This is a genomic window from Salinicola lusitanus, from assembly GCF_003206045.1.
GTDB classification, from domain to species: Bacteria; Pseudomonadota; Gammaproteobacteria; order Pseudomonadales; family Halomonadaceae; genus Salinicola; species Salinicola lusitanus.
On sequence record NZ_PZJM01000002.1, the window covers coordinates 95,999 to 121,907 of the forward strand.

24 protein-coding genes are annotated in these 25,909 nt (G+C 65.5%); 16 read left to right on the top strand and 8 right to left on the bottom strand.

What is annotated here, in order from left to right; translation table 11 throughout:
* The first annotated feature begins 83 nt into the window (after positions 1-83).
* From DOM45_RS02255 to DOM45_RS02275, 5 genes are all read left to right on the top strand, one after another.
* Positions 84-1,781, top strand: a complete 1,698-nt coding sequence (locus tag DOM45_RS02255) for an L-lactate permease (protein ID WP_110597899.1) — start codon at positions 84-86, stop codon at positions 1,779-1,781.
* Between the two features lie 188 nt (positions 1,782-1,969).
* A complete protein-coding gene (glcD, locus tag DOM45_RS02260; RefSeq protein ID WP_110597900.1) occupies positions 1,970-3,469 on the top strand; it encodes a glycolate oxidase subunit GlcD in 1,500 nt (499 codons plus the stop codon).
* 36 nt (positions 3,470-3,505) lie between these two features.
* Positions 3,506-4,672, top strand: a complete 1,167-nt coding sequence (gene glcE / locus DOM45_RS02265; RefSeq protein ID WP_110597901.1) for a glycolate oxidase subunit GlcE — start codon at positions 3,506-3,508, stop codon at positions 4,670-4,672.
* A gap of 15 nt (positions 4,673-4,687) precedes the next feature.
* Positions 4,688-5,965 carry a glycolate oxidase subunit GlcF gene (gene glcF, locus DOM45_RS02270; protein ID WP_110597902.1) on the top strand — a complete coding sequence of 426 codons (1,278 nt, stop codon included), beginning with the start codon at positions 4,688-4,690 and terminating at the stop codon, positions 5,963-5,965.
* Between the two features lie 130 nt (positions 5,966-6,095).
* The gene (locus tag DOM45_RS02275; protein ID WP_110597903.1) at positions 6,096-6,497 is read left to right on the top strand and encodes a GlcG/HbpS family heme-binding protein; all 402 of its coding nucleotides are present in this window, start codon (positions 6,096-6,098) and stop codon (positions 6,495-6,497) included.
* A gap of 9 nt (positions 6,498-6,506) precedes the next feature.
* On the opposite strand, the gene rluF is transcribed toward DOM45_RS02275, so the two are convergent.
* Positions 6,507-7,571 (bottom strand): 23S rRNA pseudouridine(2604) synthase RluF, encoded by a 1,065-nt coding sequence (gene rluF / locus DOM45_RS02280; RefSeq protein ID WP_110597904.1) that lies wholly within the window; start codon positions 7,569-7,571, stop codon positions 6,507-6,509.
* Positions 7,572-7,919: 348 nt separating this feature from the next.
* Here rluF and DOM45_RS02285 point away from each other — a divergent pair, with 348 nt between their 5' ends.
* Positions 7,920-8,912, top strand: coding sequence for a Bug family tripartite tricarboxylate transporter substrate binding protein (locus DOM45_RS02285; RefSeq protein WP_198655686.1), 993 nt, complete (start codon positions 7,920-7,922; stop codon positions 8,910-8,912).
* A 92-nt stretch (positions 8,913-9,004) separates the two neighbouring features.
* Here the strand turns inward: DOM45_RS02285 and DOM45_RS02290 are convergent, their stop codons facing one another.
* Positions 9,005-9,670 (bottom strand): IclR family transcriptional regulator, encoded by a 666-nt coding sequence (locus DOM45_RS02290; RefSeq protein WP_110597905.1) that lies wholly within the window; start codon positions 9,668-9,670, stop codon positions 9,005-9,007.
* Between the two features lie 131 nt (positions 9,671-9,801).
* On the opposite strand from DOM45_RS02290, the gene DOM45_RS02295 reads away from it, so the two are divergent.
* The 6 genes from DOM45_RS02295 (at position 9,802) to DOM45_RS02320 (ending at position 16,457) form a co-directional block, all read left to right on the top strand.
* Positions 9,802-10,962, top strand: coding sequence for a CaiB/BaiF CoA transferase family protein (locus tag DOM45_RS02295; protein ID WP_110597906.1), 1,161 nt, complete (start codon positions 9,802-9,804; stop codon positions 10,960-10,962).
* Between the two features lie 14 nt (positions 10,963-10,976).
* Positions 10,977-11,816, top strand: a complete 840-nt coding sequence (locus DOM45_RS02300) for a citryl-CoA lyase (RefSeq protein ID WP_110597907.1) — start codon at positions 10,977-10,979, stop codon at positions 11,814-11,816.
* Positions 11,817-11,883: 67 nt separating this feature from the next.
* Positions 11,884-12,888: a TAXI family TRAP transporter solute-binding subunit gene (locus DOM45_RS02305; RefSeq protein ID WP_110597908.1), complete on the top strand. Its 1,005-nt coding sequence runs from the start codon at positions 11,884-11,886 to the stop codon at positions 12,886-12,888.
* 18 nt (positions 12,889-12,906) lie between these two features.
* Positions 12,907-14,808, top strand: coding sequence for a TRAP transporter permease (locus tag DOM45_RS02310; RefSeq protein ID WP_110597909.1), 1,902 nt, complete (start codon positions 12,907-12,909; stop codon positions 14,806-14,808).
* Positions 14,805-15,737, top strand: coding sequence for an SMP-30/gluconolactonase/LRE family protein (locus tag DOM45_RS02315; protein WP_110597910.1), 933 nt, complete (start codon positions 14,805-14,807; stop codon positions 15,735-15,737). The genes DOM45_RS02310 and DOM45_RS02315 overlap by 4 nt, the downstream gene beginning before the upstream one ends.
* Positions 15,738-15,767: 30 nt before the next feature.
* Positions 15,768-16,457 (top strand): glutathione S-transferase family protein, encoded by a 690-nt coding sequence (locus DOM45_RS02320; RefSeq protein WP_110597911.1) that lies wholly within the window; start codon positions 15,768-15,770, stop codon positions 16,455-16,457.
* A gap of 135 nt (positions 16,458-16,592) precedes the next feature.
* Here the strand turns inward: DOM45_RS02320 and DOM45_RS02325 are convergent, their stop codons facing one another.
* A complete protein-coding gene (locus tag DOM45_RS02325) occupies positions 16,593-17,714 on the bottom strand; it encodes an NADH:flavin oxidoreductase (protein WP_110597912.1) in 1,122 nt (373 codons plus the stop codon).
* A 99-nt stretch (positions 17,715-17,813) separates the two neighbouring features.
* Between DOM45_RS02325 and DOM45_RS02330 the strand changes: the two genes are divergently transcribed.
* Positions 17,814-18,242, top strand: a complete 429-nt coding sequence (locus DOM45_RS02330) for a winged helix-turn-helix transcriptional regulator (protein WP_110597913.1) — start codon at positions 17,814-17,816, stop codon at positions 18,240-18,242.
* Positions 18,243-18,311: 69 nt separating this feature from the next.
* On the opposite strand, the gene DOM45_RS02335 is transcribed toward DOM45_RS02330, so the two are convergent.
* Both DOM45_RS02335 and DOM45_RS02340 read right to left on the bottom strand, forming a co-directional pair.
* On the bottom strand, positions 18,312-20,084 hold the full coding sequence (locus DOM45_RS02335) for a DUF748 domain-containing protein (RefSeq protein WP_110597914.1): 1,773 nt from the start codon (positions 20,082-20,084) through the stop codon (positions 18,312-18,314).
* A gap of 60 nt (positions 20,085-20,144) precedes the next feature.
* Positions 20,145-20,669, bottom strand: coding sequence for a YgjV family protein (locus DOM45_RS02340; RefSeq protein ID WP_110597915.1), 525 nt, complete (start codon positions 20,667-20,669; stop codon positions 20,145-20,147).
* A 210-nt stretch (positions 20,670-20,879) separates the two neighbouring features.
* Here DOM45_RS02340 and DOM45_RS02345 point away from each other — a divergent pair, with 210 nt between their 5' ends.
* The gene (locus DOM45_RS02345) at positions 20,880-21,605 is read left to right on the top strand and encodes a dienelactone hydrolase family protein (RefSeq protein WP_110597916.1); all 726 of its coding nucleotides are present in this window, start codon (positions 20,880-20,882) and stop codon (positions 21,603-21,605) included.
* A 66-nt stretch (positions 21,606-21,671) separates the two neighbouring features.
* On the opposite strand, the gene DOM45_RS02350 is transcribed toward DOM45_RS02345, so the two are convergent.
* The gene (locus DOM45_RS02350) at positions 21,672-22,625 is read right to left on the bottom strand and encodes a TIGR03571 family LLM class oxidoreductase (protein ID WP_110597917.1); all 954 of its coding nucleotides are present in this window, start codon (positions 22,623-22,625) and stop codon (positions 21,672-21,674) included.
* Positions 22,626-22,833: 208 nt separating this feature from the next.
* Between DOM45_RS02350 and DOM45_RS02355 the strand changes: the two genes are divergently transcribed.
* Both DOM45_RS02355 and DOM45_RS02360 read left to right on the top strand, forming a co-directional pair.
* Complete coding sequence (locus DOM45_RS02355; protein ID WP_110597918.1) at positions 22,834-23,082, top strand: GlsB/YeaQ/YmgE family stress response membrane protein; 249 nt, start codon at positions 22,834-22,836, stop codon at positions 23,080-23,082.
* 112 nt (positions 23,083-23,194) lie between these two features.
* Positions 23,195-23,815: a flavin reductase family protein gene (locus DOM45_RS02360; RefSeq protein WP_110597919.1), complete on the top strand. Its 621-nt coding sequence runs from the start codon at positions 23,195-23,197 to the stop codon at positions 23,813-23,815.
* A gap of 63 nt (positions 23,816-23,878) precedes the next feature.
* Here DOM45_RS02360 and DOM45_RS02365 read toward each other — a convergent pair whose 3' ends face one another.
* Together DOM45_RS02365 and DOM45_RS02370 are read right to left on the bottom strand one after the other, a co-directional pair.
* Positions 23,879-25,474: a sensor domain-containing diguanylate cyclase gene (locus DOM45_RS02365; RefSeq protein ID WP_110597920.1), complete on the bottom strand. Its 1,596-nt coding sequence runs from the start codon at positions 25,472-25,474 to the stop codon at positions 23,879-23,881.
* 4 nt (positions 25,475-25,478) lie between these two features.
* Positions 25,479-25,907, bottom strand: a complete 429-nt coding sequence (locus DOM45_RS02370; RefSeq protein WP_110597921.1) for a hypothetical protein — start codon at positions 25,905-25,907, stop codon at positions 25,479-25,481.
* Positions 25,908-25,909 lie beyond the last annotated feature (2 nt).

A 25,909-nucleotide genomic window follows, 5' to 3' on the forward strand; every position in this document is an offset into this window, starting at 1 on the left:
GGGACGACCGGTGCCGTCGCCACCCGGCGACGACCTTCCTGGCGACGAACGAAGCCGATAATAACGACTCAGGGGCTCTCGATATGGATCACACGCTTCTCTCTCTGTTTGCCTTCCTGCCGCTGGTGCTGGCAGGCGTCCTGCTGATCGGGTTCCGGATGGCGGCACGAACGGCGATGCCGATCGTGTTCGTCGTCGCGGTACTGATCGCGCTGCTGGTCTGGGACATGACCGCGACCCGCGTGCTGGCCTCCACGCTGCAGGGCCTGATCATGACCGTCTCGCTGCTTTGGATCATCTTCGGGGCCATTCTGCTGCTCAACACGCTGAAGCACTCGGGCGGCATCATGGCGATTCGCAACGGCTTCTCCGGCATCAGCCCGGATCGCCGCGTGCAGGCGCTGATCGTCGCCTGGCTGTTCGGCTGCTTCATCGAGGGCGCCTCGGGCTTCGGCACGCCGGCCGCCGTGGCCGCGCCGCTGATGGTGGCGCTGGGCTTCCCCGCCCTGGCCGCCGTGGTCGTCGGCATGATGCTGCAGTCGACGCCGGTGTCGTTCGGCGCCGTGGGCACGCCGATCGTGGTCGGCGTCACCGGCGGCGTGAACCAGTCGGCGATCGCCGAACAGCTCACCGCCAACGGCTCGACCTGGGAGACCTATTTCCGCCTGATCACCTCCGAGGTGGTCATCACTCACGGCATCATCGGCGTGTTCATGCCGCTGATCCTGGTCGTCGTGATGGTGCGCTTCTTCGGCGAGAATCGCTCCTGGACCGAGGGGCTGTCGATCACGCCGTTCGCACTGTTCGTCGGCGTCTGTTTCGTGGTGCCGTCGATGCTGGTCGGCGTCCTGCTGGGTCCGGAGTTTCCGTCGCTGCTGGGCGGCCTGATCGGCCTGGCGATCGTGGTGCCGGCCGCGCGCAAGGGCTTTCTGCTGCCGAAGGACACCTGGGATTTCCCGGAGCGTTCGAAGTGGCCCGCCGAGTGGCTGGGCACCATCGAGATCAAGGTCGACGACGTCGCCGGTCGCGCGCCGATGTCGACGCTGCGAGGCTGGCTGCCCTACGTCATCGTCGCCATTCTGCTGGTGATCTCGCGCACCATTCCTTCGGTCAAGGCAGGCCTCTCCTCGATCAGTACCGGCTGGAGCAACATCCTCGGCGAGCAGGGCATCTCCGGTAGCGTCGAATGGCTCTACCTCCCCGGCGGCATCATCCTGATCGCGGTGATCTGCACGATCTTCCTGCATCGGATGCGCGGACCGCAGGTCACGGCGGCCTTCGCAGAGTCCTCCAAGACCATCTTCGGTGCCGGCTTCGTGCTGCTGTTCACCATCCCGATGGTGCGAATCCTGATCAACTCCGGCGTCAACGAGTCCGACCTGGTCTCGATGCCGGTCGCCATGGCGCAACTGGTGGCCGATGGTGTCGGTCAGATCTACCCGCTGTTCGCCCCGGCGGTCGGCGCACTGGGCGCCTTCATTGCCGGCTCCAACACCGTCTCCAACCTGATGCTGGCGGCGTTCCAGTTCAACGTCGCCGAGGTGCTCGGCGTCTCCACCGCGATGATGGTCTCGCTGCAGGCCGTGGGGGCCGCCGCCGGCAACATGATCGCGATCCACAACGTGGTGGCGGCCTCGGCTACCGTCGGCCTGCTCGGCCGCGAGGGCACCACGCTGCGCAAGACGATCCTGCCGACGCTCTACTACTGCCTGTTCGCCGGCATCATCGGGCTGCTGGCCTTCTACGTCTTCGGCTTCACCGACCCGCTCATGAGCGGTTGAATCCATCCTCCCGACTGCGGCCGGGAGGATCTCTCTTTTGGTCTGACCATTTTCCTGCCCATTGGGCTTTTGGCTAATAGTCGTCACCGGCGGCCTTCCACAGAATGACCGCATCGCATTGTGGAAAGACCTTCCACAAACCGGATCTTCACCACCGCCAGCGGCACCCGCCCCAGCGAGGAGACGCCATGGAACTGCTTTACGACGAGCGCATCGATGGCGAGATCGCCACCGTCGACAAGTCCGGCCTGATGGCGGCCATCATGGCGGTGGCGCCCAGACTGACCCTGCTCGACCGCGAGGAGGACCTGCGCCCGTTCGAGTGCGACGGACTCTCCGCCTATCGCGTGCTGCCGATGCTGGTAGCCATGCCGACGACGCTGGCCGAGGTCGAGGCGTTGATGCGGGTCTGCTACGAGCATGCCGTACCGGTGGTGACACGAGGTGCGGGCACCGGGCTATCCGGCGGCGCGTTGCCGCTGGAAAAAGGCGTACTGCTGGTGATGTCGCGGTTCAACAAGATCCTGAGCGTCGATGCCGATGCCCGCCTCGCCCGGGTTCAGCCAGGCGTCCGCAACCTGGCGATCAGCGAGGCGGCCGCACCCCATGGCCTCTACTACGCCCCCGATCCCTCCTCGCAGATCGCCTGCTCCATCGGCGGCAATGTGGCTGAGAACGCCGGCGGCGTTCACTGCCTGAAGTACGGCCTCACGGTCCATAACGTGCTGAGCGTCGAGATCGTCACCATCGAGGGCGAGCGCATGACCCTCGGCGGCGAGTCGCTGGACACCCCAGGCTACGACCTGCTGGCGCTGTTCATGGGTTCGGAAGGCATGCTCGGCGTGATCACCGAAGTGACGGTGCGACTGCTGCCGAAGCCGGAGGTGGCCAGGGTGCTGATGGCCTGCTTCGACGATGTCGAACGGGCCGGCAAGGCGGTGGGCGACATCATCGCCGCCGGCTGTATCCCAGGCGGTCTCGAGATGATGGACAACCTGGCGATTCGCGCCGCCGAGGATTTCGTCCACGCCGGCTACCCGGTCGACGCCCAGGCGATCCTGCTGTGCGAGCTCGACGGCGTGGAGAGCGACGTCCAGGCCGACTGCGAGCGAGTCCGGCAGCTGCTCGAGACCGCTGGCGCGTCTCAGATCCGGCTCGCCCGGGACGACGCCGAGCGCCAGCTGTTCTGGGCCGGTCGCAAGGCCGCGTTTCCGGCCGTCGGCCGCATGTCGCCGGACTACTACTGCATCGACGGCACCATACCCCGCCGCGAGCTGCCGCGCGTGCTCAAGGGCATCAACGATCTCTCGGCCCAATACGGGCTCCGGGTCGCCAACGTCTTCCACGCCGGCGACGGCAACCTGCATCCGCTGATCCTGTTCGACGCCAATCAGCCCGGCGAGCTGGAGTCCACGGAAGCGCTCGGCGGCAGGATTCTCGAACTCTGCGTCGATGCCGGCGGCAGCATCACCGGCGAACACGGCGTCGGCCGCGAGAAGCTCAACCAGATGTGCACCCAGTTCGCCGCCGACGAGATCACCCTGTTCCACGCGGTGAAATCCGCCTTCGACGAACGCCGTCTGCTCAACCCCGGCAAGAATATCCCGACACTGGCACGCTGCGCCGAGTTCGGCGCCATGCACGTCCATCACGGCGAACTGCCGCACCCCGAACTGCCGCGATTCTGATGTCGGCGACGGCATGAGAAGCGCAAGGAGATCGCCATGACCCACCTGCAGGACCAGCGGCCGGAGTACACGCCGCCGAGCGAGTCCGGCCCCGATGCTCCCGCCGGCCGAGACGACAGCGAAGCCCTCTGCGAACAGGTGGCGCGCGCCCAGGCCGAGCGCGCCACGCTGCGCATCGTCGGCGGCAACACCAAGGCGTTCTACGGGCGCCGGGTCGAAACGGCGCAAGCGCTCTCCACTACCGGCCATCACGGCATCGTCCACTACGATCCGGTGGAGCTGGTCGCCACCGTACGCGCCGGCACGCGGCTGCGGGATCTCGAGCGAGCACTTGCCGACAACGGCCAGCGCCTCGCCTTCGAGCCGCCACACTTCGGCGATGACGCCACCGTCGGCGGCATGGTCGCGGCCGGGATTTCCGGCCCTCGTCGCCCGTGGGCCGGCGCCGTGCGGGATTTCGTGCTCGGCGTGCGAATCATCACCTCTGATGGCAAGCAGTTGCGCTTTGGCGGCGAAGTCATGAAGAACGTCGCCGGCTACGATCTCTCCCGGCTCATGGTCGGCGCCCAGGGCACGCTCGGGGTGCTGACCGAAGTCTCGTTCAAGGTGCTTCCCACTCCTCACGCGCACGCCTGCCTGCGCCTGGAACTGCCGCTGACCGAAGCGCTCGAGCGCTTGACGGCCTGGGGCCGCGAGCCGATGCCCATCACCGGCGCCGCCCACGATGGCGAAGCGCTGCACCTGCGCCTCGAAGGCGGCGAGGGCTCCGTCTCGGCCACGCGCCAACGCCTCGGCGGTGAAACGGAAGATTCGCGGTTCTGGTCGCAGCTGCGCGAGTTGCAACTGCCCTTCTTCGACGGCGCCTTCGATAACGACGCGCATGTCCTGTGGCGTCTGTCGCTGCCGGCGCTGGCGCGCACGCCGGCGCTCGAGGGTGACTGGCTGATCGACTGGGCCGGTGCCCAGCGCTGGCTGAAAAGTGCCGAGGGATGCGGTTTCGAGGACGAACCGCGGGCCGACGCCCACATTCACGAGGCCGCCATTGCCGCCGGCGGCCATGCCACGCGCTTCACGCCGGACGCCAACGGCGCTTCGCCTTTCACGCCTCTGCCACCGGTGCTGGCCAAGTACCACCGCCAGCTCAAGCAGCGGCTCGATCCGCAGGCGATCTTCAACCCTGGCCGGCTCTACGCCGAGTGGTGAGGAGACCTCTACCCCATGCAGACCCATTTTTCCGAGGCCGCCCGTGCCAAGCCCCATATCCACGAGGCCGACCGCATCCTGCGTACCTGCGTGCATTGCGGCTTCTGCAATGCCACCTGCCCGACCTACCAGTTGCTGGGCGACGAACGCGACGGCCCGCGCGGGCGCATCTATCTGATCAAGGAGCTGCTGGAGAGCGACGACGGCGACGATCAGGTCACCCAGGAGACGCAGTTGCACCTGGACCGCTGCCTGAGCTGCCGCAGCTGCGAGACCACCTGCCCCTCCGGCGTGGAGTATCACAAGCTGCTGGATATCGGGCGTGCCGAAGTCGACCGTCGGGTCGGTCGCCGGCCCGGCGAGCGAGCCCTGCGACTGGGGCTGCGCGTCGCGCTGGTCGAGCCCAAGCGGTTCCAGGCGCTGCTCGCCCTGGGGCAGACGTTCCGCCCGCTGGCGCCTCACGACCTGCGCGACAAGATCCCCCCGCGCCAGCAACCTCGCCCGTCCGATCGCCGGGCGCGCCCCGACCCGACCCGGCACGCCCGTCAGATGCTGATTCTGGAGGGCTGCGTCCAGCCCGGTCTGGCGCCCAATACCAACGACGCCACGGCACGGGTGCTCGATCGTCTCGGCATCGGGGTGAGCCCCGCCCCGGAAGCGGGCTGCTGCGGCGCCATCGACTTCCACCTCAACGCCCAGGCCGCCGGGCGTGATCGCATGCGCGCCAATATCGATGCCTGGTGGCCGCTGATCGAACGTCGCGGCGAGACCTCCTCCTCGTCAGCCGGAGTGGAGGCGATCATCCAGACCGCCAGCGGCTGCGGCGCCTTCGTCAAGGAGTACGGCGAGATGCTCGCCGACGATCCCGAATATGCCGCCAAGGCCAGACGCGTGAGCGAACTGGCCAAGGATCTGGTCGAGATATTGCGCGAAGAGGACCTGGAGTCGTTGGGTAAGAGTGACGCGTGCGCAGGACTGGCGTTCCACTGCCCCTGCACGCTGCAGCATGCCCAGAAGCTGGGGGGGGCCGTCGAAGGCGTGCTCGCCCGGCTGGGATTCGATCTCGCCCCGGTGCGGGATTCACACCTCTGCTGCGGCTCCGCCGGCACCTATTCGATCACCCAGCCGGCCCTGGCCCGGCGCCTGCGCGACGACAAGATGGACGCGCTGGAAGCGTCGTCGCCGCAGACCATCGTCACTGCCAACATCGGCTGCCAGAGCCACCTCAACGGCGCCGGGCGAACCCCGGTAAGACATTGGATCGAGGTCGTCGACGAAGCGCTCACGGCCTAGCGCCGGCGACTCGCTCACGACCACACAAGGCCAGCCCGCTGCGGTACCCGGCAGGTTGGCTTCTCACGTTATCTCGCAGCTCGCAGCGCTTAGCTCGACGCTGCCCTGACGATGGAACTGGAGTCCCACCATGCAGACCAAAGCCGCACTCGAACTCAACGATGTCAATGCCATCCTCGATGCCGCCCAGACCGAAGCCGAAGCCCAGGGCTGGGCAGTCACCATCGCCGTCGCCGACGATGGCGGCCACCTGCTAGGCCTGCGAAGGATGAACGGTGCCGCCCCCTTCAGCGCCGGCGTCGCCACCGAAAAGGCGCGCAACGCGGCGATCGGCCGCAAGGAGACCCAGGTCTTCGAGGAGATGATCAACAATGGCCGCACCGCCTTCGTTACGGCACCGATGACCGCGCTGCTCTCTGGCGGTGTGCCGGTCATTCACGACGGCCAGGTGATCGGCAGCGTCGGTATCTCCGGGGTCAAGCCGGAGCAGGACGTGCAGGTGGCCAAGGCGGCGGTCAAAGCCATCGGCTGAGCGCCTGAGCTAGCGCTTCTTGCCGCTGCCGCGCGTGCGCTTGGCGGCGGGCGTGCTCGGCTTCCCGCCGCGCCCCTTGGCCGCGGGCTTGGCCCCCGGCTTGCCCTTGGTGGCAGGGCGGCCCTTGGCACCGGGTTTACCCTGGCCGACCGACTTGCCCTTGGCGGCCGGCTTGCCCTTGGCGGCCGGCTTGCCCTTGGCGGCCGGCTTGCCCTTGGTGCCTGGCTTTCCACCACCGGCCACCCTGGCCTTGGGGTGAGGCTTGCCGCCTGCCGACTGACGCCCCTTGGCCGCCGGCTTGGCGCCTTTGCCGCTGCGCGCGGGCTTGGCCGCCTGCGTCGGCTCGGCCTCGCCGCCGGAGTCGCGGGTCAGCGCGATCAGGGTCTCGATCTCCTTCGGCGAGAGATCCCGCCAGTCACCCAGCGCCAGCCCCTTGAGCGAGACGTTCATGATCCGGGTGCGAATCAGCTGCGTGACCTCGTAGCCGAAATACTCGCACATGCGGCGGATCTGGCGATTGAGCCCCTGCACCAGCGTGATGGTGAAGACGAAGGTCGACTCGCGGCTGACCTGGCAGCGCTTGGTCACCTGACCGAGGATCGGCACCCCCTGCTGCATGCCCTCGATGAAGTCGTCGGTGATCGGCTTGTCGACGGTCACCCGATAGACTTTTTCGTGATGGTTGTGTGCGCGCAGGATCTTGTTGACCAGGTCGCCATCGTTGGTCAGCAGAATCAGCCCCTGGGAATCCTTGTCGAGCCGGCCGATCGGGAAGATACGCGCGCCGTGCTTGACGAACTCGACGATATTGTCCTTCTCGCTGGACTCGGTGGTACTGACGATCCCCACCGGCTTGTTCAGCGCGATCAGGACCAGATCCTCAGCCTCCCGCGGCTCGATCTCCTGGCCATTGACCTTGACCCGGTCCCCCGCCGTCACCTGGTCACCGGTGGTGGCACGGCGACCGTTGATCCATACGTTGCCCTGCTCCACGAAGCGATCGGCTTCCCGACGGGAGCACATCCCGCTCTCGCTGATGTACTTGTTGATCCGGGTCGATTGTCGTAACGCCATAAAGGGTCGTCCAGCCAGAGGAAAGGTGACTCAGCATCCGGCCGCAACCGCTGGGCCAGCACGCTGCACCAAGGGGATGATGCACCCGAATAGTTTGACGCTTCCTCGATAACGTTAAAACCGGCCGACGTTCAAAAACCACCTGATGCCCCATCGCCGGGGCGGAATTCGGTCTCCGACCGGGACGGTCTCGCTGGCCCCTCGCTTTGAGTTCTGCCAAACAGAACAATATATCTACTGACGATATTCTTTAGTCGCAATTGACGGCGTCGAGATTGACCCGACACCTCGGCGGCCCTAATTTCTACTGTCGCAACACGTTCTACAAAAGAGAATAACGGAGACGCCATGAAACTGCTGTCCTTGAAGCCTTCCGCGCTGTGCCTCGCACTCTCGCTGGCGGCGCTGCCGATGCTGGTGCAGGCCGCCGGCCCGAGCGGCAAGATCGACTGCATCGCCCCTGCCAACCCCGGTGGCGGCTGGGATTTCACCTGCCGCAGCGTGGGTCAGGTGCTCAGCGAGATCGGTGCCATCAACGGCAGCGTACAGACCACCAACATGCCGGGCGCCAGCGGGGGTGTCGCGTTTTCCCACGTGGTCACCAAGCGGGCCGGACAGAACGACGTCATCGTCTCGGCGTCGACCTCGACCACCACCCGCCTGGCCCAGCATCAGTTCCCCGGCCTGAACGCCGACATGGTCAACTGGGCCGGCACCGTCGGTGCGGATTATGGCGTGATCGCCGTGAGCAAGGATTCGCCCTACCAGACCCTCGAGGAGTTGCTGAGCGCCATGGAGGAGAAACCCTCCAGCGTCAGCTTTGCCGGCGGCAGCGCCAGCGGCGGCTGGGATCACCTCAAGGTGCTGATGATGGCGCGCGCCGACGGCATCCAACCGCTGAACAAGATCAAGTATCTGCCGTTCGACGGCGGCGGCGAGGCGATGACTCAGGTCGTCGGCGGCCATATCGACGCCTTCTCCGGAGATGCCTCGGAAATCCTCGGCTTCGTCGAATCCGGCGACCTGCGGGTGCTCGCCGTGCTTGCCGACGGTCGTCTACCCGGTACGCTGAGTGAGTTCCCCACCGCCAAGGAACAGGGCGTGGATGTCGAAGGCATCAACTGGCGCGGGTTCTACCTGCCGCCGAAACTCTCCGACGAGGATGTGGCCTGGTGGGAAGAGACCCTGCACAAGGTCTACGAGAGCCCGGAGTGGAAGGAGGTCATGAGCAAGAACGGCTTGATCCCCTTCGACCGCAGCGGCGAAGCCTTCAAGACGTACGTGCATCAGCAGATCGCCGATATCGAGGAGATCTCCAAGGAGGTCGGCCTGATCCAGTAAGCCGGCACCCGCGCCTCGGGTGGCTCATCGCATCGAGCCATCCGAACCCCTGGTGCTCACTCGCGGGCGCGGACGGCCCCAGCCCCGGTCTCTCAGGAAGCCCGCAACGCACGCGGCCACTGGCGTTCGAGACGCGGCCCGTACTGGGACAGCAGGGGGACATGGCGATCCTTGGCCGCCAGGTTGAAGCGTTCGCTGGGGCCCGATAGTGCCAGCGCGCCCATCAGCTCTCCCTCGCCGTTATAGATACCGATGGCCGCCGCCGACAACCCGGCCTGGCGCTCTCCGCTCGACACCGCCACCTGACCGCGTGGGGTTTCGTAATTGAGCACCCGCCCGGCGGCACCGCGCCCCAGCGGCAGCCTCACGCCCTCTTCCAGGTGGTGCCTGACCTCCAGCCGGCCGTTCTCGCGCAACCGACAGATCCGGTGATCGCCGTCGCGGACATAGAACGACGCCGTCTCCTCGCTGGCATCGCGCAGCGACTCGAGGATCGGGCGCACCAGATTCTCGAGCTGCGGCCCGTCACCCGCCAGCGGGGCCAGGCGCGAGACCGCCGGGCCGACCCGGTAGATGCCGCGTTCGTCGCGGGTGACATAGCCGAAGTGCTCCAGCGACGCCATCAGCCGCAGGATGGTGCTCTTGTAGAACCCCGAGGCGTTGGCGAGTTCGGTCAGGGAGAACTCTCGCCGCTCCTGGGAGAAGGCTTCGAGCAGCGTCAGCGCTCGCTCGACGGCTTCGACACGTCGCTGGGCCATGGAACGCTCCTTTCGATCAGGGTCAGCAGGACTTGAACTAATGGCGAATGTTGCGACAGACAAAACGGTATTGCAACTCGCCCAGCCGAATCATATTCTCTCTAAAAGAAACCGTTTCACCAGGAGAAACAATGTCATCACCACTGACCGGTTATCGGGTGCTCGATCTGACCAATGTGCTGGCCGGGCCTTTCTGCTGTCACCAGCTGGCGCATCTCGGCGCCGAAGTGATCAAGGTCGAGCGGCCCCAGGGTGGTGACCTGGCGCGTCAATTGGGCGCCGATCCCGCACTCAATCGGGAGCTGATGGGGGTCTCGTTCCTGGCCCAGAACGCCGGCAAGCGTTCGGTGACCCTCGACTTCAAACGACCGGACGATCGTGACGCCTTCCTGGCGCTGGTGGCGACGGCAGACGTGGTGGTCGAGAACTTTCGCCCCGGCGTCATGCAGCGGCTCAGGCTCGGCTTCGAGACGTTGCGCGAGGCCAACCCCGAGCTGGTCTACTGTGCGATCTCCGGCTTCGGCCAGGATGGGCCGCTGGCCAACTATCCGGCCTACGACCAGATCATCCAGGGCATGGCCGGGGTGATGAGCATTACCGGCGCGCCGGACAACGCGCCCTATCGGGTCGGCTATCCGCTGGCCGATACGGTCGGCGGTCTGACCGCAGCGATGGCGATCAATGCCGCCCTGGCCGAACGACCGCGCAAGGCGCACTTCATCGATATCTCGATGCTCGAATCGGTGCTGGCCACCATGGGCTGGGCGGTCTCCAACCTGCTGATCGCCGGCAAGCCGCCGCAGCCCCTGGGCAACGACAACGTCACCGCCAGCCCCTCCGGCACCTTTGCCACCGCCGACGGGCTGATCAACATCGCCGCCAACAAGCAGGAGCAGTTCGAAGCGATCTGTCACCTGCTCGAACACCCTGAGTGGCTCACCGACCCGCGCTTCGCCCAGCGCCAGGCGCGCCTGGAGCATCGGCGGGCATTGAGCGACTGCCTCGAGGCGGTGCTGAAACGGCAGACGACCGAGTACTGGTGGCCACGGCTGGTCGAGGCCGGCGTGCCCGCCGGCCCGGTCTACAGCGTCGCCGAAGCCCTGGCGCATCCCCAGGTGCGTGATCGTGGGCTGATCGAGCGCTTCGACACCAGCACCCTCGGGCGGCCGCTGGAGGTGGTCAGCGGCGGTTACCGTTTCGACGGCCAGGCGCCTCGCGTCGCCTCGCCACCGCCCCGGCTCGGCCAGGACAACGACCTTCTGCTGCCCACCCACGCCGCCAACGACGAATGAACCGGAGAGACCTCATGAGCGCTAGCCAGACCCCGGAATATCAGGCCCAGCAGTGGTGGAAGACCGACATCATCGACATGCGCCCCGGCGAGATCCGCTATCGCGGCTATCCCATCGAGGAGCTGATCGGCAACGTCGGCTTTGCCGACATGGTCTGGCTGATGACTCGTGGCGAGCTGCCCAGCCGCGCCCAGGCCGCGCTGCTGGAAACGGCCCTGATGAGCGCCGTCGACCACGGCCCGCAGGCGCCCAGCATCGCCATCGCCCGGATGGCGATGACCTGCGGCGGCAGTCTCAACAACGCCATGGCCTCCGCGGTCAACGTGCTCGATGACGTCCACGGTGGCGCCGGCGAGCAGGCGGTCGAACTCTACCAGTCGATCCTCGAGTACCAGATCGGCGGGCACCCGCTGGAGATCGCGGTTGAGGAAGGCATCGCCACCTGGCAGCGCGAGCGCACCCGGATCATCCCCGGCTTCGGCCACCGCTTTCATCCGGTCGACCCCCGCGGGCCACGACTGCTGCAACTGGTCGAGGAAGCCGCGGAACGTGGCGAGGTGGACGGCAACTTCGTCGCCATTGCCCGAGAGGTCGAGCGCCAGCTCATCGCCATGAAGGGCAAGCCGATTCCGCTCAACATCGACGGCGCCACCGCCGTCATCTACGCCGAACTGGGCTTCCCGGCCCCGCTGGCCCGCGGCTTGTTCTGTCTCTCCCGCTCGGTGGGCATCCTCGCCCACGCCTGGGAGCAGCAGTGCCAGGGCGGGCGCAACAAGGGCCCAATGCCCAAGGGCTGGCTATGGCCCTACGGCGGCCCCGCGCCGCGCCCGGTGCCCGGAAGAGACCGTCCCTGAAGCCATATCCATTTCTCCTGCATCGAACCGCATACAACACCCGCACTGCAGAACCGGAGAGACACTCATGAACACCAGCCTGACCCTACGCTCGCTGATGGCGGCTACCGTTGCCATTGGCCTGTCCACCGCGACCGTGCACGCGGACGATTTCGTCGTCAGCGCCACCTCGCAGACATCCGACGATTATGCCTTGGCCGTTGCCTGGTCCAGCGCCCTGGCCAAGCAGAGCGATGAAGACCGTCTGACCGTCGTCGACAACGGCAGCGTCAATGGCTTGCGGCAGCTCGCAGCGGGCAGGCTGGACATCGCCGTCATCGGCGCCCCCCACTACCTGGATGCGGTCAACAAAAGGGGCAACTTCAGCGAAGACCCCGACCGGCTGACCGAGGCGTATGCCGGCCTGAAGAGCCTGTTCGCCATCAGCACGAGCGCCGGCCAGTACGTCGTGCGAGAGGAGAGCGGCATCAACTCCTTCGCCGACCTGAAAGGGCACAGCCTGGCCATCGGCCGCCCCGGCGGCAATGCCGGCCGGGTCAGCAGTGCCTTCCTCGAGGCTTACGACCTGGATCCCGAGGAGAGTGTCGATACGCAGTACATCGATTACACCGATGCCTTCAATCAAATGTCCAACGGCAGACTGGACGGCACCTTCGTCTGGGGCGGCCTGCCGCAAGCCGCCATCGACAACGCCTCCCGCACCATGAAACTGCGCTTCATCTCGCCGGACGAGGCTCACATGGCTGCGTTTCGCGAGCATATTACGGCGGGAGAGCACTATCGTCTGAAGCCGGTTTCGCGACAGGAAATCACCGCAGCCTACGAGGATCGCGTTTCCTCGGACGAAACGACCCATTTCTGGAGTTTTCCATACATGTTCGTCGTCAGTGGCGATATGGATGACGACACCGCCTATGAGCTGACAAAAGCGCTCTGGAGCAATCTCGATGCCATCAAACGCACCAGCGCGGCGCTCAACCTGCTGCGGCTGAACGAGGCCACGACAGGTCTGACCGCGGATCTGCACCCGGGCGCGGCACGCTATTTCCGAGAGATCGGATTGATCGAATAACGCTCGAGGGACAGTACGATGCCACGGATAACATCACTCGCATCGGGTCGGCCTCTCGAGACGCTGGGGTTGGCTGCCTGCGCCGGTCTGACCCTATTCATCATCTGGACGACGCTTGGCGTACGCTATCCGGCCCAGATCATGTATGGCGTAGCCTTGCTGCTGGGGTTGGTCGCGACGTTTGCCCTGAAGGCCGGCCCCCTGGCCCAGCGAGCCCCGAAGCTGGACCGAGCCCTGAGCGCCGTGCTGATACTGCTGGCAATTGCCACCAGCGGATACTATCTCGTCGAATATCACGCGATTGCCGCCTATCGAGAGGGACTTCCCAACCATTGGGACATGCTCTGCTACGGCGTGGGCACGCTGCTGGTGCTGGAAGCGGCGAGGCGCGTCGAAGGCTGGACGCTGGTCGCCATTACCGGCGGCGCACTCGCGTACCTGCTGTGGGGACACTTCCTGCCGGGCGCCATCGGCCACCGAAAGCTGTGGCTCGATCAGGTTCTCGAGGTCAGCTACGGCTACCAGGGGATCTACGGTATCGCCCTGGGTGCGGTGGTGGATGTCGTGCTCATGTTCGTCATTCTTGGCGCAGCATTGCGCCATACTGGTGCCGGTGACTTTTTCAACTTCCTGGCGCTACGCTTGGCCAAGGGCCGCCGCTCCGGCGCCGCGCAGGCTGCCATCATCGGGTCGGCGCTGTTTGGCTCGGTCAACGGCTCGGCACCCGCCAACGTCATGTCCACCGGGGTTCTGACCATCCCGATGATGAAGCGCGCCGGCTATCAGCCGCGCTTCGCCGGTGCCGTCGAAGCGGTCGCCTCCTGCTCGGGCCAGTTGATGCCGCCCATCATGGGGGTCGGCGCCTTCATCATGGCCGAAGTCACCGGCATTCCCTACCCTACCATCGTGCTGGCGGCAGTCATCCCGGCCTTTCTCTACCTGCTCGCGCTATCGGCCGCAGTGGCGTTCGAGGCCGGTCGCCTGGACCTGGCCCCAGAAGACACCGGGAGTGAGCCATTCGACTCGCGCCGCCGTGCCCAGGGCATCGTGCTCGTCACGGGATTCGCGACCCTGATCGGATTGCTGCTGGCGGGCTACTCGCCAACCTGGTGTGGCATGTCAGCGGCCGCCGTGGTGATGGTCGTCGCGATGCTACTACCCGGCACCCGGCTGGGTATCCGCGGCTGGACGTCCGTCATTGTCGACGGAGGCCGCGACGGGCTGGCCGTGCTGATCTCATGCGCCGCCATCGGCATCGTCATCGGCGCAGTCAATGTCACCGGACTTGGGGTCACACTGAACCAGGCCATCGTCAGTCTTGGTGAAGGCAATCTACTGCTCGCACTCATTCTGGCCGCCTTCTGTTCGATTCTGCTGGGCATGGGGTTGCCCACCGCTGCCTCTTATCTCATGGTGATCTTCGTGGCGGGGCCGGCGATTCTCGACCTGGGCGTCGACAAGTTGCAGACCCACCTGTTCGTGTTCTATTACGCCGTGCTTTCGGCCATAACGCCGCCGGTGGCCCTTGCCGTTTTCGCCGCCGCCGCCATCACCGGCGCGCCCACCCTCAGTATTGCGATGAGCGCCCTGCGCCTTTCGCTGGTTGCCTTCCTGCTGCCGTTTGCCTGGGTCTATCACCCCGAGATCAACCTGGAAGCGGTCAGTTGGGCTTCCCTGCCAGCATTAATGGCCACCGTTGGCATGATGATACTGGCGACCATCGGCATCAGCGCCGCCAACGTGGGTCACTATCGCCGATCGCTGCATCCGCTCGAACGCTTGATCATGCTGTTCGCCGGCATCATCGCTCTCACCCAGGGTCTGCTGCTGTCAGCCATGGCTTCGCTGGTCATCGTCGTGCTGATGATGCGCGCCCGTGGCGGGTTGCACTCCTCGACACCCAGGAGCCAGATTCCATGAGCCTGTATCCACCACCCGAAACGCGCCGGTGCGACGTCTATACCCGAATCCCCGAGCATCTGAAGCGATACGATGCCTCCTCCGAATGGATCGCCGCCAACAAGCCGGGGCAGTCGGTACCGAGCTTTCTGGAGGGCCCGCTCTTCGATGGCGACGGCAACCTGTTCGTTACCGATATCCCTCATGGCCGTATCTTCAGAATCGACGAGCAAGGCGGGTGGGAAATCATCGCCGACTACGACGGCTGGCCCAATGGCATGCGCTTCGGCCCGGACGGCCTTTTATGGATCGCCGATTACCGGCACGGCCTGATGACCCTCGACCCGGCAGGTGGTGAGCCGCAGCCCTTGCTGACCCATGTGGGCAGCGAGAGGTTCAAGGGGATCAACGATCTGTTCTTCGATCACCGCGGCCGGCTCTACTTCACCGACCAGGGTCAGACGGGGTTGCAGGATCCCTCGGGTCGCGTCTACCGCTATGACCCGGACACGCGGCACCTGGATCGTCTGATCGATAACGGCATCAGTCCCAACGGGCTCGTCACCGACCTGGAGGAAAAGGCACTCTTCGTCGCCATGACCCGCGGCAACGGGGTCTGGCGAATTCCGTTGAAGGATGACGGCCCGGCTGGGAAAGTGGGACTCTTCGTGCCATTGGCCGGGGGCGTGTCGGGGGCGGATGGCCTGGCGCTGGATGAAGCGGGCAACCTCTTCGTATGTGACGCAGGCAATGGCTGCGTCTGGGTCTTCGATCGATACGGGCAGCCGCTCTGGCGGCTGCTATCCCCGACCGAAGGCCGCACGCTGACCAATCTGACGTTCGGCGGGCCGGACCGCAAGACGCTCTACATGACCGAATCGGCGACGGGGACTATCCTCACGATCGACATGGAGGTTCCGGGTCGCGCTCCGACCTACCTGTCTTGCTAAGCCCCACGAAACTCGCGTCCGGAGACAGCCATGGTTTATCGACTCTTCATCGCCAACAAGAACTACTCATCCTGGTCGATGCGGCCCTGGGTGCTGCTGCGGGCGCTGGACCTGCCCTTCGAGGAGGTCATGACCCCGTTCGAGGGTGACGGCCAGCAGAGCGCCTTCGCGACGTTCTCGCCCACCGCCAAGGTCCCCTGCCTTCACGATGAAGCAGTGGTGGTGTGGGAGTCGCTGGCGATCGTGGAGTACCTGGCCGAGGCGCACCCGAGCGTATGGCCGGCCGCCAGCGCTGCCCGGGCCTGGGCCCGCTGTGCCAGCGCCGAGATGCATGCCGGTTTTGCCGCCCTGCGCGACGAGTGCTCGATGAACTGCTCGCTGAGCATCGACCTGGGCGCGCCGAGTGCGGCGCTGGGGAAAGATCTGGCTCGGCTCGACGCGCTGTGGCAGGAAGGACTGGATACCTTCGGCGGCCCATGGCTCGCCGGTGACGCCTTCACTGCCGTGGACGCCATGTTCGCCCCGGTCGCGGTGCGCATCCGCGGTTACGGCATCGAACTCGGCACTGCGGCCATGGCCTACACCGAGCGCCTGCTCGCGCATCCGGCGGTGACCGAATGGATCGAACAGGGCATCGCCGAGCCGTGGATCGACGGGCCGCACGAAGCCGACTGCATTCGTGGCCGGCGTGTCATCATGGATCGGCGCCAACCAGCCTGAAGCCGATCCTTCGAGGGAAGACCCCGTTAGCTCGAGAGCTTTCGGGGCCGGATTGCCATGCCAAGATCTCGCGCGCCGACCGGCTGCTGGACCACCCTGCGACGTTCCGAGCCCGCTGCGTAGATCAAATGCGGGTCAGTACAGCTCGGCCAACGCTTCCTTGGTGAAGTCGGTCAGCGATGTCTCATCGCGGGCATGCACTTTCTTCACCCACGCCGGATCGCTCAGCAAGGCGCGACCGACGGCGATCAGATCGAACTCATCGCGTTCCATCCGGTCCACGAGCTTGTCCAGGCTGGCCGGGGTGGAACTTTCTCCGCTGAAGGCCCCCATGAAGTCGCCGGACAAACCGACCGAGCCGACGCTGATCGTGGGTGCACCCGTGAGTTTCTTGGCCCAGCCGGCAAAATTCAGACCTTCGGGCCCATCGAGTCCCGGATATTCCGGCTCCCAGAACCGCCGCTGCGAGCAGTGCAGGATATCCGCGCCGGCCTCCACGAGCGGGGCCAGCCAGTCGGTCATCTCATCCGGCGTGTTGGCCAGACGTACGTCGAAGTCCTGCTGTTTCCACTGGCTGACGCGCAGGATGATCGGCAGATCGGGGCCGACGGCATCGCGCACGCTCTTGACGACTTCCGCGGCGAAGCGGGAACGCTCCTTGAGCGTGGCGCCGCCGTAGCGATCGCTGCGCTGATTGGTGGCCGCCCAGAAGAACTGATCGATCAGATAGCCATGGGCCGCGTGAATTTCGACCGTGTCGAAACCGAGCCGCTTGGCGTCGGCCGCGGCGCGGGCATAGGCATCCAGCGTATCGGCGATAGCCTCTTCACTCATCGCCTCGCCGCGCGGCTGACCGGGCGCGACCAGACCGGACGGGCTCTCGACAGGGACGTCCTGCACCCAGTCCGTGAGAAAACTGGCGACCGAGCCCACGTGCCAGATCTGAGGCCCCATGCGGCCACCCGCCTCGTGCACTCCATCGATGACATGTTGCCAGCCAGTCAGCGCCGCTTCGCCATGAAAGAACGGGATGTTCGGTTCGTTGCGCGCCGCCGGCCGGTCGATGGTGGTGCCCTCGGACAGGATCAGGCCGACCTCGTTCTCGGCCCGCCGGCGGTAGTACGCGGCGACGTCATCGCCGGGTATGCCGGCCGGCGAAAACGACCGCGTCATCGGCGCCATGACGATACGATTCTTGAGCGAGAGGGATTTCAGTTGAAAGGGCCGAAACAGCGCGTCGACATTGGATGAGGCCATGACAATGCTCCAGGTGATGAGTTGGGAACCGTGGTATAGAATTTATACCTGATATCCACCGGCCACTTTCAACTCACCAGGTATCCTCGAGGAAACCGCATGCTCGACTCATCGTGTCCGACAGCCGCGGCCAATTGCCCCAGCCGCGTGATTCTCGATCAGATCGCGGACAAGTGGTCCGTGCTGGTGCTGGCCGCCCTGTGCCACGAACCGCTGCGCTTCAACGCCCTCAAGCGCCGGTTGGAAGGCATCACCCAGAAGGCGCTGAGCCATACGCTGCGGCGACTGGAACGCAATGGTATCGTCGAACGCCGCGTGATCGCGTCGGCGCCGGTGGCCGTGGAGTACCGGATCACACCGCTCGGCCGGACGCTCAAGGCGCCTTTCCAGGCGCTGCATCAGTGGACGCTGCAATACCATCACCAGGTCGAAGCGGCCCGAAGGGATTACGATGCGCGCCAGCAGGCGCCGGAGAGTGAACCCGAAGACGTTGGTGACCGGCGGGTTCTCGGCGCTCGCCGCCGGTAGACGCTGCCAGGGACCCCTCCAGCGACGACATCTTCGAGTGACGATCGTCGGTCGGTGCTTATCACCGATTCAACCGTCACCTCCTATCAGCGCCTGCAGGGAATCGATCGGCGAAGTGACGATGTTGCTGAGCGACTCGGTCAGCGCCTGCCACACCACCTTGCTCATATCCACCTGGGTGTTCCCGTCGATGGTCGTCTCGATGGGAATGTCCAGGTTGATCACTCCCGTCTCGGCCTGCAGCAGCCCGATCAAATTCTTCAGCGGCAGCGAGGTCGCGTCTTCGTCGATCTCCTTGCCCAGGTCCAGCTGCTTGAGAATGATGTGATTCTGCGCGGTCAAGGTACCGCCTTGCAGACGGTAGTTGAGCTCGAGGTCCGCGGTGCCCTGTTCGATGCGATAGCCGGCGAAACGCTGGATATAGGGCGCGAACAGCGAGAGTGCCAAGTGTTGAGTGGTCAGGCGCATGCGACCGCCGGGTGCATCGCCGAGGCTGGCGCTCCCTTCGATCACCACCGGCGTGCCGTCACTCTCCCTGCCATCGAAGCGATAGTGCGCCGGCTCGTCGCTGCGGGTATCTAACCGAGTGAGCTGGCCGTTCAACTCGCCGACATCGAGCGAAACGGTCGGCGACATGCGCCGATCTTCGAAATCGAACGTCCCTCCCTCGACCTCGAGACGATGCAGGGCGACGGCCGGCCCCTTGGCCTGGACCTTCTCTCCGCTCCCATTCTCGCCTTGATCGGAAGAATCGTCGCCTCGGGGGGCGGCCCCAGCATCGCCGCCCTCACGTCGCGAAGCGTGGGTTCCCGACTCTCGCTCGTCGTCGTTGGGGTTGGCCGTCGAGTGACTGTCTTGCCCGCCGGCAAAGGACGCTGCGAGATTGAAACGTCCGTCATCGCCGATCAGCGCTGTCAGTGTCGGGGCGGCGAGATGCGACGAGTCGATCACGAGATGATCGCCGGTGGCGTAATCGACACCCTTGAAGACGCCGCGATCCAGCGAGAATAACGGCTGGTCCTGCTGGCCAACCGTGGAGAGCCCCTCGAGCGTCACCTGCCCCCGGTAGGCGACCGAGGCGCTCGCGGCTGCGCCGAAACGGAGCTGCCCATCGAGGTCGACGCGACCCTCGTCGATCCGCGCCGGCATCGCTGCCGTCAACCAGGGATCGATGGTGGAAGCGGCCAGCCGCTGCGCCGTCACCGCCAAGTCGCCGGTCAACGGCATGATCCCGAAGCGCCCTTCGAGATCGACCTGACCACCGCCGAGCTTGCCGGAGGCTTGGCCCTGCATTGGCGAATCGCCGGAACGCTGATAACCGGTCAGCGTGACGCTCACCTCCGTGGCAGCCAGCGACGGCTCTCCGGAAACCCGACGACCCTGCCAGTCGATCCGGCCGTGGCTCGCCTCGATGCGGTCGATGGTGAGCGATGACCCGTCATGGGACGCGGTATCGCGCGACGACGAACGGCTGCCCAGCGTCGCCAGATTGAGCGGCCCGGATGGTGGTGAAATCAGGTGGAGGCGAGGGGAGTCGAGACGTACCGCCGAGATATGAATGCCGGGGTGCCAGAGCGTCGACCACGAGAACACGACCTCGCCCGAGTCGACCGAGATCATCGGGGTGTCGGAATCGCCGATTCGCAGCGTCGAGAACGCCGCGGTCGCAGTAAACGGGTTGAAACTGACGCGTTCGATCCGGACGGGCTCCCCCAGCGATCGGGTGAAGCGACTTTCCGCCCACTTCGTCAGCGCCCAGGGCCCGACGACGCAGACCGTGAATGCCAGTACGACGACCAGACAGAACACGCCCGCCCTCAGGCCCCGAGTCGAGTTGAACATGGATGCACTCCCTTGCGTTGAGACGGACGGTTTCTGAAAAGCGGGTCTCGCACCTCGTGGTCAGCCTGACTCGGATCGGCGCTTGGCGCGATGGATTCGCCACATGGTGACAAGGTTGGTACCCAGCGCCAGCAACTCGGCGATGAAGCCACCGATCGAACCGATGATCAGCGCGTTGGCGAGCCAGCACAGCGCCACACCCGCCAGCAGCACCCGCATCGGCAGGCCGCGCAGCAGAAACATCGCCAGGGTGCCGAAGACGGCGGCGAGCAGCGGGAAGATGTCGTACCAGGCGTGCCAGGTCGCCACGGCCACGGTCCCCGTCGCGATCAGCACCAGCCACATGAGCGGCTGGCGTCGCGGAAACCGCCGCGCCAGCCAGATCCTGACGACGACCAGGACCGACATGCCGGCCGCGACCGCCTCTCCGAACAGCATAAAATGCACGGCGAAGGCGACGTTGGCGAAGATGAGATAGAGCAGCAGCCGATCGTCCTGGCGGCTGGCGAACGCCGCGATGATGAAGCCGAGGGCGACGAACCCGCCGATTTGAGCGGCGATCCAGGTCGGGCTGTGTGCGTACATGCGACTCCTGACGGCCAAGTTCGGGATAAAGGGCGGAGCGCCTAGCGTAGGCGCAATGGCTGCACGTTTCACGCCGAGACGTTTGGCGTCTCCGCTTCGTCATGTCACGCGTCGGGTTCGCGCGGCAAAGTGTCGTTGCCCTGCTAAACTTCCTCCTTCGGGCTTCACCATTCATCTCAAGTTCAGCCAACCGCCCATCAGGAGAACCCCATGTCTCAGAGCGATTCCCAGACGAACATCAAGACCGAATGGATCGAGATCACCGCCGAAGACGGCAAGACCTTCAAGGCGTACCAGGCCCTTCCACACAAGGGCAAGGGCCCCGGGATCCTGTTGATCCAGGAGATCTTCGGCGTCAATGGCCATATTCGCGGCGTCGCCGAGCAGTACGCCATGGATGGCTATACCGTGATCGCACCGGACATGTTCTGGCGCGACGAGCCGGGCGTGGAACTCGGCTACGACGGTGACGACTGGAAAGCGGCGGTAGCCCACAAGCAGGCGCTGGACTATCCCACGGCGATCAGCGATCTCCGCGCCGCGGTCAAGGCGCTGCGCGCGAGCCCCACCTGCGACGGCCCGATCGCCTCGGTCGGCTACTGCATGGGCGGCGTGCTCTCCTACCTCTGCGGCCTGGATGCCGGCGTCGATGCGGCGATCTGCTACTACGCCGGCGGAGTGACCGAATACCTGCCGCGTGCCGACGAGCTCAAGGTCCCGGCCCAGTTCCACTTCGGCGCCGAGGATGACCACATCCCGCTGGAACACGTCGAACAGACACGCCAGGCCTTTGCCGGCAACACGGATATCGAGGTCCACCTCTACGGCGGTGCGGAACACGGCTTCAACTGCTGGTCGCGGGCCAGCTACAACCAGCATGCGTCCGCGCTGGCCCATGGCCGCACGCTGACGTTCCTGGCCAGCCACTCCGAATAGGGCCGCACCCGGGCGTTCCGGCGCGACGCTTGAACGGTCTGAGGCTGATGAGCCAAGGCCGATGCATCAGGGCCGATGAAAGTGCGGCAGCACGTGAGCGGCCAGCTCTTCGATGATGGCGTCGGCCGGCCGCTCCTCGAGACCTAGATTCAGCGCCACATGGTGAACGCCCATCTCTCTGAGCGCGTCCAGCACCTCGACGAGGGCGTGACGGCCGGCACGGTAGCCCAGCTCGATCGGCGTCGCCGGCGCGCCCGAATCGGCGTCGAGCTCGAGACGCATCGCCTCGCCGAATCCGCGGAACTCGCCAGGCACGCTCCGCTCTACCGCCGCACGCCACATCCGGTAGCGATCGAGCTGCTGGGCCGGTTCACGATGATAGGTCATCCAGCCGATCGCGTGGCGGGCGATCCAGTTGACGCTCTGGCCACCCGAACCGACCGCCAGTAGCGGCACGGGCGCCGGTGGCTGCGGCCGCAGCTGAAATTCGGGAGAATTCGTCTCGCGGCGGTCGGGGACGACTCGCTGCGGCGAGCCCAGCGCTTCCGCCACGACTTGCCAGTGATCCGCGAACAGCCGCCGCCGCTCGCCGACGTCCTCGCCGAAGGCGGCAAACTCGGGCGGCCGATCGCCGGACCCCAACCCCAGGATGAAGCGACCCTCCGAGAGCGTGGCGACCGATGCGGCTGCCTTGGCGATATGCAGGGGGTGCCGCAGCGTGAGCACGATGGCGCCACTGATCAGTGCGACCCGACTCGTTTCCACCGCCAACGCACCCAACCAGCTCCACGGGTCCAGATGGCCGACCGGATCGGGATAGTCGCGACTGTTGAGCGGCACGTCTCGAATCCACAGCGCGCGAAACCCGGCATCGTCGGCGAGTCTGGCCAGACGCCGCTGTTCGACGACATCGACCACTGCCTGGCCGCGCGGCATCAGCGGCAGCGTCAATCCGATCGACAACCGATCCGGCGTCCACACCCGCCGAACGATCGCCTGTTCGACTCCGCCTGCAGACATGACTCCCTCCCCGTCGATTGGCATTTGGAGGTGCCTCCCGCCAGCGCGACCTCTGCACCATGATGCCCGGAAACCGAGCGCAGAACATGATGATAGCCACGATCTCGCTTGTCGTTTCGCCGATCTACGACTAGGTTCCGAGAAGGCATGTCAGGATGGCATGCCGCTGGCATGAAAGACTTACCATGAATCAACAGGGATAGACGCCATGGGAATTATTGCGTGGATCATCTTCGGCCTGATCGCCGGGGCCATTGCCAAACTGATCATGCCGGGCAAGGATCCGGGTGGCTTCATCGTCACGATCATCCTCGGGATCCTGGGTGCGGTCGTCGGCGGCTGGATCGGCACCGCACTCGGTTTCGGTGACGTTTCCGGTTTCAACTTCGGCAGTTTCGTGATCGCCGTGATCGGCGCGATCGTGCTGCTCGGCATCTATCGTATCGTGCGCAAGTGACCGACCTGCGCTCGTGAAACCGAAGTCCGGTCGGTGGCGTTCGTCGCCGCCGACCGTCGTTTGCCTAGACTCGCCCCCTCAATGACAGCCTACCCTCAGTAAAAGACGTCCGATGCCTACCGATGCTCACTTCTACGAACCCGCCCTTGGCCATGGCCTGCCCCACGATCCGTTCAACGCCATCGTCGGCCCCCGTCCCATCGGCTGGATCTCCTCCCGCAGCGCCGCGGGCCACCTGAATCTCGCGCCGTACAGTTTCTTCAACGGTTTCAACTACACGCCGCCGATCGTCGGCTTCGCCAGCGTCGGTTACAAGGACAGCGTGCGCAATATCGAAGCCACCGGCGAGTTCTGCTGGCAGCTGGCGACTCGGGCGCTGGCGGAGCCAATGAACGCCAGCTGCGCGGCGGTGGAACCCGAGGTGGATGAATTCCAACTCGCCGGGCTGACGCCGGCCGAGTCGCGCGTGGTGAGCGTCCCGCACGTGAAGGAAGCCCAGGTCGTGTTCGAGTGCCGCCTGACCCAGACGCTGCAGCTCCAGTCCGCCGCTGGCGACAAGCTGGAAACCTGGATGGTGCTGGGTGAGGTGGTCGGCGTGCATATCGATCCGACACTCCTCGAAGACGGCGTCTATCAAACCGCCGCCGCCCGGCCGATCCTGCGCGGCGGCGGCCCGGCGGACTACTTCGAGATCAGCCAGGAGCAGAACTTCAAGATGTACCGGCCGAGCTGACGGGCAGAGGCCAAGGGAAACGTCGTGAACCCCGGCAGTTGGTGATTCTGGCCAAGGAATGAATCAGGACTGGGTGACGGGCTCGTAGAACCGCCAGGTATTGCGACCGGCACGCTTGGCGGCATACATCGCGATGTCGGAGAATCGAACCGCCTGCTCGGCATCCTCGGTATCCAGCCCCACCATGGCGATACCGATACTGACCCCGATTACGATCTCGATATCGCCCTCCACCTCGAACGGTTTCCGGAGGCGGTCGAGAAAGCGCTCCAGCACCACCTCGACGTCACTGCGCTGGTCGCACCCTTCCAGCAGCACGACGAACTCGTCGCCTCCCAGGCGGGCGACGTAGTCGCGCTGACGCATCAGCCCGGCCAGAATGCCACCGACATGGCAAAGCGCACGATCGCCGACCTGGTGACCGTAGGTATCGTTGATCTGCTTGAAATGATCGAAATCCAGCGTGATCAGCGCATGGCAGCGCTCCGGATACAGCCGATGGTGACGCGCCATCACCGCCAGGCGGTGGTCGAAGCCCCGACGGTTGCCCAAGCCGGTCAAGGGGTCGGTCATCGCCATTTTCTCGGCAGCATCCGCGGCTTTCTTGCGCTCGGTGACGTCGTGCGCCACCCCTTGCAGCCGCCCCGTCTCGAGCGGGCTCAGGATCAGGCTGATCCAGCGCTGCCGCTCGCCGCTGTCCAGCGCCACTTCCCACTGGCGCTCGTAGCCGCCGGCCTCGTCGTCGACCGCGAAAGCGTGCGTGGCACCGTCGCCATCGCCGACCAGCGCGGCAAAAGCGACCGGGTGACGTTCCAGATCGGTGCCGGTCGCCATGTCGAACAGCCGCCGGAACGCGGGGTTGGCCGAGCGGACGAAGCCGGCGCTGTCGAGCTCGAAGATCCCCGCTTCCACATTGTCGAAGATCGCCCGGTAGCGACGCTCCTCGACCTCGCGCTCGAGCCGTAGCCGACGCTCCTCGCCCAGACTCTGGACCAGGTTGTCGATCATGGCGTTGACGCTGATGACGAGTTGGCCGATCTCGTCGTCCCTGTTGCCGCGTGGCGCCTGCAACTGCTGCCCGGTCTCCGCCTCCAGCTCGCTCAGCCGATGCGAGAGACCGGTGATCGGCCGGGTAACGAACCGCACCACCACCAGCACGACACAGAGCCCGATACCGACCAGCTGCAGCAGCAAGGCGCCGCCGATGAAAGTCGAGGCCTGCGACACGAGCTTGTCGATGAAGTCCTGATCCGGCGCCACCGTGATCCGGCAGACCGACGTTTCCGGCTCGAAGGGTGAGAAGATCTCCCGGACGACACTGTCCGCCGGCTCCCCTTCCGGATCGGCGCGACCGCTGGCGAGCGTCGTGCCGTCGCTGGCATCGATACTCACGGCGCTGACGATATTGTTGCTGAGCAGGCCATCCGTCACCTCCTGCGCCAGATGCCGGTCGCCCAGAAAGCAGCCGATCTGCGCGGTTCGCTCCACCGTCGTCAGCAGTTCCTGAATCCGTGACTGCTGCTCCCGCTGAACGCTCTCCGCCCGCAGGTAGACGGCCAGGGCGAGGAACACGACGCCCAGCAGCGTGACGATCATCAGGATGATCGCGGTCGTACGCAGCGCCAGCCGGGTGTGCAGCAGCAGCAACAGGCGAGACATGCGATCACTCGCTCAACATCAGCACGACGTGCATGTCGTCGGGTACCTGGCCACCATCGACGTAGCTCAAGGCATTCATGTTCTGGGTCACCAACTGGTGCACGTCGTCGATGGTGGCGATCTGCTGCGGCGGCGATGCCTCGCCGGAAAACACCAGCCGGGCCCAGTAGGAGTTGATCTCGGCCAGATCCTTGTTGACCAGCGCCCGGTAGAATCGCGCCTTGAGCGTGGTGGAATCCACGGGCAGCGCAACGTTGCCGGTGGGAAGCTTGCGGTAGCGCCCCATGAAGATATTGACCACGTCGCTCTGGGTCAGCCGATCGATGCCGCTGCCGGCGTTGCCCACTACCGCGATGTCGGCGCTGACGGGAACGGCAACGACCAGGGTGGCGGAGAAGGTGGAGGCGATGAGAAGCCTTTGGACTCGGTTCATGG

Excerpts from the sequence above, each read along its gene's own strand:
- DOM45_RS02255 (WP_110597899.1), top strand. The coding sequence starts at position 84 with ATGGATCACACGCTTCTCTCTCTGTTTGCCTTCCTGCCGCTGGTGCTG.
- glcD (WP_110597900.1), top strand. The coding sequence starts at position 1,970 with ATGGAACTGCTTTACGACGAGCGCATCGATGGCGAGATCGCCACCGTC.
- glcE (WP_110597901.1), top strand. The coding sequence starts at position 3,506 with ATGACCCACCTGCAGGACCAGCGGCCGGAGTACACGCCGCCGAGCGAG.
- glcF (WP_110597902.1), top strand. The coding sequence starts at position 4,688 with ATGCAGACCCATTTTTCCGAGGCCGCCCGTGCCAAGCCCCATATCCAC.
- DOM45_RS02275 (WP_110597903.1), top strand. The coding sequence starts at position 6,096 with ATGCAGACCAAAGCCGCACTCGAACTCAACGATGTCAATGCCATCCTC.
- rluF (WP_110597904.1), bottom strand. The coding sequence starts at position 7,571 with ATGGCGTTACGACAATCGACCCGGATCAACAAGTACATCAGCGAGAGC.
- DOM45_RS02285 (WP_198655686.1), top strand. The coding sequence starts at position 7,920 with ATGAAACTGCTGTCCTTGAAGCCTTCCGCGCTGTGCCTCGCACTCTCG.
- DOM45_RS02290 (WP_110597905.1), bottom strand. The coding sequence starts at position 9,670 with ATGGCCCAGCGACGTGTCGAAGCCGTCGAGCGAGCGCTGACGCTGCTC.
- DOM45_RS02295 (WP_110597906.1), top strand. The coding sequence starts at position 9,802 with ATGTCATCACCACTGACCGGTTATCGGGTGCTCGATCTGACCAATGTG.
- DOM45_RS02300 (WP_110597907.1), top strand. The coding sequence starts at position 10,977 with ATGAGCGCTAGCCAGACCCCGGAATATCAGGCCCAGCAGTGGTGGAAG.
- DOM45_RS02305 (WP_110597908.1), top strand. The coding sequence starts at position 11,884 with ATGAACACCAGCCTGACCCTACGCTCGCTGATGGCGGCTACCGTTGCC.
- DOM45_RS02310 (WP_110597909.1), top strand. The coding sequence starts at position 12,907 with ATGCCACGGATAACATCACTCGCATCGGGTCGGCCTCTCGAGACGCTG.
- DOM45_RS02315 (WP_110597910.1), top strand. The coding sequence starts at position 14,805 with ATGAGCCTGTATCCACCACCCGAAACGCGCCGGTGCGACGTCTATACC.
- DOM45_RS02320 (WP_110597911.1), top strand. The coding sequence starts at position 15,768 with ATGGTTTATCGACTCTTCATCGCCAACAAGAACTACTCATCCTGGTCG.
- DOM45_RS02325 (WP_110597912.1), bottom strand. The coding sequence starts at position 17,714 with ATGGCCTCATCCAATGTCGACGCGCTGTTTCGGCCCTTTCAACTGAAA.
- DOM45_RS02330 (WP_110597913.1), top strand. The coding sequence starts at position 17,814 with ATGCTCGACTCATCGTGTCCGACAGCCGCGGCCAATTGCCCCAGCCGC.
- DOM45_RS02335 (WP_110597914.1), bottom strand. The coding sequence starts at position 20,084 with ATGTTCAACTCGACTCGGGGCCTGAGGGCGGGCGTGTTCTGTCTGGTC.
- DOM45_RS02340 (WP_110597915.1), bottom strand. The coding sequence starts at position 20,669 with ATGTACGCACACAGCCCGACCTGGATCGCCGCTCAAATCGGCGGGTTC.
- DOM45_RS02345 (WP_110597916.1), top strand. The coding sequence starts at position 20,880 with ATGTCTCAGAGCGATTCCCAGACGAACATCAAGACCGAATGGATCGAG.
- DOM45_RS02350 (WP_110597917.1), bottom strand. The coding sequence starts at position 22,625 with ATGTCTGCAGGCGGAGTCGAACAGGCGATCGTTCGGCGGGTGTGGACG.
- DOM45_RS02355 (WP_110597918.1), top strand. The coding sequence starts at position 22,834 with ATGGGAATTATTGCGTGGATCATCTTCGGCCTGATCGCCGGGGCCATT.
- DOM45_RS02360 (WP_110597919.1), top strand. The coding sequence starts at position 23,195 with ATGCCTACCGATGCTCACTTCTACGAACCCGCCCTTGGCCATGGCCTG.
- DOM45_RS02365 (WP_110597920.1), bottom strand. The coding sequence starts at position 25,474 with ATGTCTCGCCTGTTGCTGCTGCTGCACACCCGGCTGGCGCTGCGTACG.
- DOM45_RS02370 (WP_110597921.1), bottom strand. The coding sequence starts at position 25,907 with ATGAACCGAGTCCAAAGGCTTCTCATCGCCTCCACCTTCTCCGCCACC.